This is a genomic window from Sporomusa sp. (genome assembly GCF_057736855.1).
The window spans coordinates 1-10,254 of the sequence record NZ_JBYKYF010000057.1; the positions used below are offsets into that span (position 1 = coordinate 1).

The 10,254-nt window shown below is 37.6% G+C and carries 11 protein-coding genes; 9 read left to right on the plus strand and 2 right to left on the minus strand.

Features of this window, described 5'->3' with window-relative positions; genetic code table 11:
- From AC29Z1_RS05780 to AC29Z1_RS05800, 5 genes are all read left to right on the plus strand, one after another.
- A partial coding sequence (locus AC29Z1_RS05780; protein WP_488270507.1) for an HflX GTPase family protein occupies positions 1-653 on the plus strand: 653 nt, incomplete at its 5' end.
- Positions 650-1,891, plus strand: coding sequence for a methionine gamma-lyase family protein (locus AC29Z1_RS05785; protein WP_488270508.1), 1,242 nt, complete (start codon positions 650-652; stop codon positions 1,889-1,891). The genes AC29Z1_RS05780 and AC29Z1_RS05785, both read left to right, overlap by 4 nt.
- A gap of 125 nt (positions 1,892-2,016) precedes the next feature.
- Entirely contained in the window at positions 2,017-3,600 is a 1,584-nt protein-coding gene (locus tag AC29Z1_RS05790) for a tetratricopeptide repeat protein (RefSeq protein ID WP_488270509.1), read from the plus strand.
- 28 nt (positions 3,601-3,628) lie between these two features.
- Complete coding sequence (locus AC29Z1_RS05795; RefSeq protein ID WP_488270510.1) at positions 3,629-4,393, plus strand: PRC-barrel domain-containing protein; 765 nt, start codon at positions 3,629-3,631, stop codon at positions 4,391-4,393.
- 156 nt (positions 4,394-4,549) lie between these two features.
- Positions 4,550-5,929, plus strand: a complete 1,380-nt coding sequence (locus tag AC29Z1_RS05800) for a VanW family protein (protein WP_488270511.1) — start codon at positions 4,550-4,552, stop codon at positions 5,927-5,929.
- A gap of 137 nt (positions 5,930-6,066) precedes the next feature.
- Here AC29Z1_RS05800 and lexA read toward each other — a convergent pair whose 3' ends face one another.
- Positions 6,067-6,687: a transcriptional repressor LexA gene (gene lexA, locus AC29Z1_RS05805; protein WP_488270519.1), complete on the minus strand. Its 621-nt coding sequence runs from the start codon at positions 6,685-6,687 to the stop codon at positions 6,067-6,069.
- Between the two features lie 161 nt (positions 6,688-6,848).
- On the opposite strand from lexA, the gene AC29Z1_RS05810 reads away from it, so the two are divergent.
- From AC29Z1_RS05810 to AC29Z1_RS05825, 4 genes are all read left to right on the plus strand, one after another.
- Complete coding sequence (locus AC29Z1_RS05810; RefSeq protein WP_488270512.1) at positions 6,849-7,169, plus strand: LysM peptidoglycan-binding domain-containing protein; 321 nt, start codon at positions 6,849-6,851, stop codon at positions 7,167-7,169.
- A 565-nt stretch (positions 7,170-7,734) separates the two neighbouring features.
- Positions 7,735-8,715: a site-specific integrase gene (locus tag AC29Z1_RS05815; protein WP_488270513.1), complete on the plus strand. Its 981-nt coding sequence runs from the start codon at positions 7,735-7,737 to the stop codon at positions 8,713-8,715.
- A 417-nt stretch (positions 8,716-9,132) separates the two neighbouring features.
- Positions 9,133-9,360 (plus strand): ferritin family protein, encoded by a 228-nt coding sequence (locus tag AC29Z1_RS05820; protein ID WP_488270514.1) that lies wholly within the window; start codon positions 9,133-9,135, stop codon positions 9,358-9,360.
- Between the two features lie 32 nt (positions 9,361-9,392).
- Positions 9,393-9,764 (plus strand): spore coat protein, encoded by a 372-nt coding sequence (locus tag AC29Z1_RS05825; RefSeq protein WP_488270515.1) that lies wholly within the window; start codon positions 9,393-9,395, stop codon positions 9,762-9,764.
- Between the two features lie 53 nt (positions 9,765-9,817).
- Here AC29Z1_RS05825 and AC29Z1_RS05830 read toward each other — a convergent pair.
- Positions 9,818-10,254: chymotrypsin family serine protease (locus AC29Z1_RS05830; protein WP_488270516.1), on the minus strand; the 437-nt coding region annotated here is incomplete at its 5' end.

Consider the following 10,254-nt stretch of genomic DNA (forward strand, 5'->3'; position numbering starts at 1 on the left):
ATACCAATGCCGGAAAATCAACTTTACTTAATAAGCTTACTGCTGCCGGAGTATTGGCAGAGGACAAGCTTTTTGCCACTTTGGATTCAACCACCAGAAGAAGCAGATTACCAAATGGGAAAGAGTTTTTGCTGACAGACACGGTTGGCTTTATCCAAAAACTTCCTCATCAGTTAATCGCAGCATTTCGCGGTACATTGGAAGAAGTAGTACAGGCTGATTTATTGTTGCATGTTATTGATGCCAGTCACCCCCAGTATGAACAGCATATGCAAGCCGTATATCAGGTACTGCGGGAGTTAGGAGCTGAAACTAAGCCAGTTATTACAGTTTTCAATAAAATGGATAAAATCGATAACCAACATGTAATTATGCGTATGCTACGGGAACCAAACACCATTGCCATATCGGCTGAAAATGGTACAAATTTGGATAAACTGCTTTTGATGATAGAAGACAATCTAAAAGCAACCACCGTTGATACAACTTTACTTATACCTTATGATAATAGTGGTTTAGTAGCCAAACTATATGATTCTGCAACAGTACACTCGGTTGCATATGAAGCAGCAGGTATTGCTGTTTCCGTGTCTTTAGCGCCAGAGCAATTGCAGACTTATAAAAAATACATGCCAGGAGAGGAAAACACATGAATCTATTTCCAGATAACATTATCAAACTAAAACTAAAGGCTCTTGAAACAGCAAAACCGTTGTTTGCTGCTGTAGATGAAATTGCCGAACAAAATACTGCTAAAGTGTTAAAGGCCTTTCGTAATCATCAAGTGTCTGAGTATCTCTTCCGAACTACAACGGGTTATGGCTATGGAGATAGTGGACGTGAACGCCTAGAAGCCGTTTGGGCTGAACTATGCGGCGCCGAAAAAGCCTTAGTACGTACTCAATTTGTATCAGGCACACATGCCTTAGCCTGTGTACTCTTTGGGTTATTACGTCCAGGAGATGAATTACTGGCAGTTACTGGTGCACCCTATGACACAATGCAAACAGTCATAGGGTACAAGGTTCACACCCCTGGTTCATTAAAGGAATGCGGTATTAGCTATCAAGAGTTGCCAATGAACCAAGACGGGGTTGATATTGCCGCTATTGCGGGACATATTCGAAAAAATACCAAAATGGCATTAATCCAACGCTCGCGTGGTTATAGCCTGCGTAAGCCACTGACTATTGCTGAAATCAAAGCAATATGTGCTGAAATAAAGAAACATAAACCTGATTGTATCTGTTTTGTGGATAACTGTTATGGCGAATTTGTTGACCTTCTCGAACCAACTGCTGTAGGTGCTGATATCATGGCTGGATCACTTATAAAGAATCCTGGCGGCGGAATCGCGCCTTCCGGCGGCTATATTGCAGGAAGAAGTGATCTAGTTGACATGGCTGCCTATCGTTTAACAGCACCTGGATTGGGCGGAGAGCTAGGGGCCAGTCTTGCAGATAGCCGTTTATTATATCAGGGATTATTCTTAGCACCCCACGTTGTAGCTCAAGCAATCAAAGGAGCAATCTTTGCGGCTGTGTTGTTTGATTTATTGGGATATAAAACACTGCCGCAACCTAATGAAATACGCAGTGACATTATTCAAGCTATTGAACTGGGTTCTCCTGAAAAAATGGTTGCCTTTTGCCAGGGGTTACAGCAATATTCACCCGTAGATGCGCATGTGCGCCCGCTTCCCGGACCTATGCCAGGATACACTGACCAAGTAATTATGGCTGGTGGCACGTTTATTCAGGGATCATCGATTGAATTAAGTGCTGACGGTCCGCTACGCCCGCCTTACATTGTGTATTTACAGGGCGGTTTAACATTTGAACATGCCATGCTGGGAATTTTAGGGGCAGCTAGCGCGATTATGGATATGTAACTTCATTATTTCTTACATATTTCTTATACCCAGCTATTTTTGGCGACAGGAAAAAATGTAAAAGCGTCGAATACAGCAGAAATATGGCTATTTGTAGCTAATATTTTGCTGTTTGGTGGTTTAGTGTGGAATATATCATTGCCAGTTTGGTTGCTATTCTTATGGCAACTTTGATTGTATATAAGTTGGCTAATAACATCTTCGGGCTGGGGTTACAGTTACAACCATTGCTACTATGTGCAGTTTGTTCCATGTTTATTAGCCTGGTTCTGCCCAAAATTGTTATCAGTTTTGCTGACCTGCCAGTTACCTTGGCTGTCTTAGCCTTCTTTGCCGTGCTTTTTGCGTATATTGTTGCCAAATACGTAGACAGAGACAGGCCATCCCAGTACAACATAGAGACTAATTCAACGACTGCTGATTCTCTTACAGTAGCCCCAGATATGGTAATTCAGACAGAAATAACTGAAACATTACTAAATAAAGCGGACACGCACAAAGCGCTCTTGCCAATGGACAACCCTAATGAATCCATTGTTTCTAATGAACGGCTGCAAGAAACTCATAATTTTACAAATGACCCATTGCCCGAATCAACAACAATAGAAGATGTAATAGATGTAATGCAGCAAAAGGAGAATTTTGACGCAGAAGCTCATATAGCCGCAGCTAGCCTGCTAGAGACAACAGATGATGCTATTTGGTTAACAAACGATCAGCAGGTCGCTCAAGAGCCATCGGAACATGAACAACCTGCTGCTACTGTTGAGTCTTTACTACCTACAAAACCAGATGATGAATCAATAACCTCTGATTTATTGCCGCAAGAAGAGCTAGAAGAGAATGTTAGTCATGATAGTGCCTTCCCCATACCTCCTGAGCCCGAATTTACATTAGATGAACCTTGCTTACCTGAGACAGATGACAGTGTTGGACTAATAGAGAATCAGCCGATTCCGGAAATACCAGCCATACATAAATATCCTGTTAGTAATGATAACAAGGTTAGTACCGAATCGGTTATCATAGCGGAAGAAGCAGGAAAAGAGCCAATCACTGAGTTCGAACCAACATCGGACTTTATCACCCAACAACCAGAATCTTTTGTAGCAGAACCTATAGCTTCATCTAAAAACGACCTCCCTGAAAAAACAATACTTACGGCCAACGCTATACCTGACGATATAATAATGAGTGAAAAAGATGTAGAGCAGAAGAATTTTCCTGCTATATCAATGCTGCCCATTGTCCAGGAGGCTGAACAGGTAAACATGGCTAACAGTGATCCAGAAATAGAAGCTATTCGTTTTGAATCAGAAGAATTAGATGAACTACTTGATTTTGCTTTCGCAAGTAAGGAACGTCGTGATTATACTGCTGCTTACAATGCTTTTAGCAGAGCGTTACATTTATACCCTAATAGTGAAGCTGCTCCTTTGCTAATTGTTGAAATTGGCAACATATTAAAAAATAAAGGGGCATATGATGACGCTATCAAAGTTTTTGTAAATGGACGGAATCTCTCGCAAACACGACAAGATAAGCTAATGGAACAAGAGTTTATTAGTACTATTGCCTATTTACGCATAACTAAAAATATGTTATTGCAACATCGTTTAGATAATACTCCTTTTGACAAGATTCCAGCAAATATACTGGCACAAATCGATGAAGAATTTAGAGAGTGGCGTAATGTAGGTAATATCTAATTTTTTAAGTAGATCTGGGGGTTATAAAATGAAAAAAAGTGTTGAGATTATTGGACAACCAATTATTAGCATTACTGAAGGTAAAAAGTTTGGTCATGTTAAAGAGCTTCTCATTAACAATACTAATGGTACAGTAGCTGCATTAGTTATTGATGATGGAAAGTGGTATCAAGGCGCTAAACTCGTACCTTTTAATGCTATTGCCGGTCTTGGCGAATACGCTATTACGATTAATAACAGCCAAGATATCCTACCGGTTGCTAATCACCCCGAATTCGAAAGTTTTTTTGAAGCGGATGTTAAGATTATTGGCACCAAAGTACTTACTAAAGGCGGAAAATTTGAGGGTAAAATTAATGATTTTACCATTGATAACACTGGCAAAATCAACCGTTGTGAACTTGAAAAAAACAATGGTGAAGTCGTAGAAATTGCAGCAGAAAATATTGTTACTTATGGCAAAGAAGTGCTTATTATTTCCGAGGTTGTTGAAGTTACAAAGGTTACTCCTATTGAAGATAAAAATATCGACACTCCGGTGAATAATCCCGAAGTGCCTGCAACACCATCTACTAAAGGCTCTCAACCGCAAGAACAAGAACCAGTTGATGATTTAGCCAGAAAATTCGATGATAAACATCGTAAATTTTTACTTGGAAAAAGAGCCTCTCGCCGTATCGAAACCGATAATGGCGTAGTAATTGTTGAACAGGGTGGCGAAATTACTGAAGAAGTTTTACAGAAAGCCAAACTTGCTGGTAAATTCGTTGAGTTATCTATGAATATCCAATAATTATTGTAATTAATGCGTTAAATGGTAATAGAGTCCCCCGCTTCTTATCTGGCGGGGGCTAACTTTAATCAAAAAAGTATAGCTAAATGCCATCCTTGCTTAACTTTATAAATAAAAAAATAACACTTAACGCAATGAAAGGATTAAGTGTACACAGTGCAGACTGTAACAACTCGAAACAAAAAGGTAATTCTATTTTTTATTATCATTATACTATTTAGCTCAGTCGGCTTGATTGCAGCTAATACCGCATTTATAATAACTAATAATATTTATCAAGGAGTAACTGTAGGAGATATTCATGTAGGTGGATTATCAGTAACTGAAGCACAAGAAAAGATTGCTAGCGTTTTTAATGAACGTACGCAAAACGTCCCATTTATTACACTTACTTATAACGAACAGCAGTGGAGCATCTCTGCCCAAAATATTGAACTTAGTATTCAAGCAGATAAGCTGGCACAACAGGCATATGAGGTAGGCCGAACAGGCAACATAATTAATCAGCTAAAAGAAAGATATCTGACAATAAACCGGGGACATACTATAGCCCTGACCGTCCATTACAATAAAGACAAAATATATGATTTTATTGCAGCCATTGCTAAGAATATTGACCGACAACCACAAAATGCTACTATAAAAGTAATCGATAATACTCATTTTGAAATAATTCCAGAAATCCTTGGTCGTAAAGTGAATGTAGCTAAGACTGTAGCTGAAGTTACTGCTGCTCTAAATAACAAACTTAGCTTTTCGCTGCCTATAACCGTAGAAGAACTCGTACCGCCAATTGTCACGAACGATCTCTCACACATTGATGGTATAATTGCTTCCTACACTACCCAGTTTGATCCGACTGATCAAAATCGCACGCAAAATGTTGTATTGGCTGCCAAAAGCATTAATGGTAGCTTGCTAAGACCAGGTGAAGTATTTTCTTTTAATAAAATTGTAGGGTTACGTTTATCTAAATTTGGCTATAAAGAAGCTCCTGTATATATTGACGGTGTCTTAGTTCCCGATTGGGGAGGCGGTGTATGCCAAGTTAGCAGTACTCTCTACAATGCTGTACTGTTAGCGGATTTGGGGATTGAAGAGCGAACTCCGCATTTTCGGCCACCTGCTTACGTGCCTTTAGGACTGGACGCTACTGTGGCAGATAATCAAATCGATTTCAAATTTAAGAACACACTTTCAGAAAATATTTATATTACCTCTGAAATTCAAGGCAATCAGCTAATAGTGAATATCCTTGGGAAACGTAAAAAAAACCCTCCTGAAATATCTATAATTGCCAAGAACAAAAAGGTTTTGGAACCTCGCACTTTTATTAAACAAGATCCGAATCTGGAATTAGGAAAAGAAATAGTAGAGGTAGAAGGACAGAAGGGATTCATAATATCAACTTATCGAATCAAAAAAATAGATGGTGTAATTGTCAGTCAAGAATTTTTAGCAACAGATGAATTTAAACCAGTCGATAAAATAATACGTGTTGGCAGTAAAGTTCCACCACAGCAGCCAAAGAAGTAAAATAGAACTTAAATATCTTCATTTTATAATTTTCCAAAGTATGAAAAGCAGCTTACTACTTACTATGTAGAAGCTGCTTTTCAACTTTCTATATGTGGCTATGTAGACTAAAATATGTAACTTATGTAAATTGTGTACTACTGAAGACGACGGAAGACTCCGATGACTTTACCCAATATCGTGACCTGACGCGAAAAAATAGGTTCCATAGTAGGGTTCTCCGGTTGTAAACGAATATAATCCTTTTCTTTAAAAAAACGTTTTACGGTTGCTTCTTCTTCATCAATCAGGGCTACTACAATGTCACCGTTACGCGCAGTATTTTGGCCACGCACTAGAATATAATCACCGTCCAAAATTCCAGCATCAATCATACTGTCCCCTTGGACCGTAAGCATAAAAACATCATCATTGCCGACCAGTTCGGTGGGAAGAGGGTATGTTTCCTCAATATTTTCTACAGCTAAAATAGGTTTACCGGCTGTCACTCGCCCCACCAACGGTACCGGTGTAATTTGTTTTTGACGCCAAGGAGCCTCGTCTAACACGTCTATGGCTCGTGGTTTAGTTGGGTCTCTGCGAATAAAACCTAAAGCTTCAAGTTTAGACAAATAACTATGTACTGTTGAGCTAGAACTTAACCCAACAGCTTCACCAATTTCACGTACGGAAGGTGGATAGCCTTTACTACGAATCGTTTCTTTAATATATTTTAATATTTGTTTTTGTCGGGTATTGAGTAAGCTTTCTTTATTTATAGTCATCGGAACACCACCAACAATAATTAATTATATTACTACTATTATAGCATCATAATACTAAAATGCAAACATTCGTTCGTTTTTTTATGGACTGATATTGACCAGAACATATGTACGTGCTATAATTAGACCAAACATATGTTCTAGGAATGATGTTTATGAAACATTTTCATTTGCTCACTATTTTTGTTAGTATGCTGTTGGTATTTTTTATTTGGAATCATTATTTTGCAGCAACAGCTAATTCAGAAGCAATAACTTATCAGTTGGTAGTAGTTAAACCAGGTGATTCGGTCTGGAGCATTGCCGCAAATTACAGTACACCTAAAGATGATATACGTAATGTTATAACAGATATAAAGAAAGTCAACGGTCTTAATAACGACGTGCAAATATATCCAGGGCAAACTCTAAAAATTCCCATAAAAATAAACAGCACATTTGCAGTTAATGATATAAGGGTCACGAAAGCACAATAGTGACCCGTTTTTTTATTTCATTAATTTATTATCAATTTATTGCCTTGTTATGTCCGATAATATTTATTATGTAAATTAAATAATACTTAATTTACCATTAACAGAATGACAGAATCGGATAACCAGATATCTGGTTAAGTTATTAACTGTTGTTATCCAACGTATTTTGCTTAACAACAAGCCAGTAGTTTGTGTTTAAATCTAAGAATGCAGGTAAGTAACTAGTAAATAGCTAATAGTAGCAAACAAGTCCGGTAATAGCAAAAAAGCATAATCGCAAAGAAAGAATGTAATTAACACAATTTTTGAATCTAACCTATAGTCATTCGGATTAGAATATGGTAGTCTAAATATTACGTTAGTATAAAGTTAATATAAAAATTAAACTTATCAAAACATCTGACTTGCTAATTGCAAATTAACGAGTTAAAAGCCTATAATAAAATAACAAGAAATATTCAATAGTTTAACTATATAAATCTCTTAAAATTATACTTTTTCTAACTAGTGATAATTTATAGTTATCACTAGTTAAAGCATTTTTTTGTTTTTCAGGAGGTCAATTATGAATAGCAATCATCACGGTTTTGTTCTGCGTAAAAATAATTTTATTCAAACCAACAAAAAGCTTTCATTAAAAAGCAAAAAACGTTTACAGCAGTCTAAAGCCGATAATACATTACGCGCTTATGAAGCTGACTGGATGGATTTTTATGATTGGTGTACGCATCGCAATTTGCAGGCTTTACCTGCCGAACCTGAAACGATTGTCAATTATATTAACGACCTAGCTGATCATGCTAAAGCTAACACAGTAGCTCGCCGCTTAAGCGCTATTTCGGAAAACCATAAAGCCGCTGGTTATGTTGATAATAATCCATGTCGTGGTGGCCTTGTTCGGAATGCTCTTGATGCCATTAAACGCGAAAAAGGTACTCTGCAACGAGGCAAAACACCAATTTTAATTGACGATTTACGAAACATAATATCTTATATTGATGATACAGATATTGCGGGAATTCGTGATAAAGCGTTAATACTAGTTGGGTTTATGGGTGCCTTTCGGCGGTCTGAGCTAGTACAAATAGATATTGAAGATTTAACTTTTACGCCCGAAGGTGTAGTTATTCTAGTGGCCCACTCCAAAGGCGACCAGCTTGGTCAAGGTGAGCAGGTTGCCATCCCTTATACCTCAAACCAAGAAATTTGTGCAGTTACTGCCTTAAAATCATGGATCCATGCAGCTCATTTACATTCAGGTCCCCTCTTCCGCCCTGTAACTAAACATAAACAAATCCGTAATCGAAGATTAACTAATCAGTCTGTAGCCATTATTGTAAAAAAATATGCTGAGCTTGCTGGTCTAAACCCCGAACATTTTGCTGGGCACAGTCTCCGCCGAGGATTCGCTACCAGTGCAGCCCAATATGATATTGATGAGCGTTTAATCATGCAGCAAACACGCCATAAGTCTGAAAAAATGGTGCGTAGATATATAGAACAGGGCAATTTATTTAAGAATAATCCATTAAACAAAATGTTTTGAGCCAATTGCACCTCCATCCTTCTTACTCCCCTTCTCGAGACTTGCAACAAAAAATACATACCCACTCAGTAGAAAGGCCAATCAGTAGTGCCTATTCCGCAAAAGTATCGCAATAAAGTTTTGCTATCCTACGAAAAATATATAATCGCAATTCTTGCGATTTAGTTGCGATATAATCGCAACTGATATTTTCGTTTAGCAGTAACGCATTTTCCAATTTGCCGTACTCCAAATTAGAGAGTAATCCAATAAATAGCCTAGAGAACATTTGTTTGGGTAATGTATGCCTCTAGGTATCTGCTAGCTTTCTGACGAAGGAATATATTCCCATGGTTTTGGTTTTATATCCTGCATAACTAACGCTCATTAGGAAAAAACTAAAGTGAAACTAATAAACCAAAACCGGAGGTGAGCAAATTGGCGTATTACGGTAATAACTATGCTCAGAAAATGACACAAAAAGAAAAAATGTACTTGGAAGATGCCCTGCAAATGGAAAAACTGGCATATTCTAAATATAATATCTATGCAGATCATTGCCAGGATAATGAATTGAAAAATCTATTGTTTAACATGTCCATGAATAAGAGCCATCATATCGATAGATTAAAACAATTGCTGGGATCAACACAGCAATATCAGTAGTTTAAATTTTTATTTTGTAACGGGGTGATTTTATGGGAAGTAAGCGACGTCATAGCAATGCTCTTAATAGCCGTCGTAATAAGCTTACAGAGTATGATATGATGATGGACCTGATTAATACTGAGAAACACCTCTCCCATTTATACGAGCATGCAATAATGGAATCAACGAATATCACGATTCACAATACGATGGAAGAATTCCAGCATGATGAACATGAAAACGCTTACACTTTATTTAAAGTCATGCAACAAAAAGGCTGGTATAATCCCGCAGAGCAAAACCAAAGACTCCAGCCGAAAAAAATAATTAAATTAAAATCAAAGAAACGAAACCAGATAAATGATTTTAATCCTTACGATTACCATCCTAGATCGTATAACAATGAATATCCATATATGTAAAATATGTAAATATAGCGGTAGCAAAAAACCAGGAACTTTATCCTGGTTTTTTGCTAGAATTCTACATTAAGTACTTCTAGTACATTTTCAATTTTATTGAACATAGTGGCTTGTTCTGAACCTGCAAATAATAAGCCTACTGCATAATTGTCTTCCGTCAGGATTAATGCGCCGCTATCACCAGGCATACTCATCGGTCCAGCTAAGACTTGATCAGTAAATACACCATACTCTTGGTTATTCATCGCCACTTTAAGAGTTACGTCATTAGCGATGATTTGACTATACGTTACACCCGTAGTACGCCCACTTTTTTTTATAATCATGCCTAAGGCAGGCTGCTTAATCCCGGCTATAGAACCAAATTCTAATATTTCTGGATTTATGACATCTGGATTAATCGGAGTTGCTAACGCACAATCAACTACATTTAATTTTTCGTTGTTGCGCATTAACTGAACTTGATAGGTAGGACGTACTAACCGAAGGC

Excerpts from the sequence above, each read along its gene's own strand:
- AC29Z1_RS05810 (WP_488270512.1), top strand. The coding sequence starts at position 6,849 with ATGAAACATTTTCATTTGCTCACTATTTTTGTTAGTATGCTGTTGGTA.
- AC29Z1_RS05825 (WP_488270515.1), top strand. The coding sequence starts at position 9,393 with ATGGGAAGTAAGCGACGTCATAGCAATGCTCTTAATAGCCGTCGTAAT.
- AC29Z1_RS05815 (WP_488270513.1), top strand. The coding sequence starts at position 7,735 with ATGAATAGCAATCATCACGGTTTTGTTCTGCGTAAAAATAATTTTATT.
- AC29Z1_RS05785 (WP_488270508.1), top strand. The coding sequence starts at position 650 with ATGAATCTATTTCCAGATAACATTATCAAACTAAAACTAAAGGCTCTT.
- AC29Z1_RS05795 (WP_488270510.1), top strand. The coding sequence starts at position 3,629 with ATGAAAAAAAGTGTTGAGATTATTGGACAACCAATTATTAGCATTACT.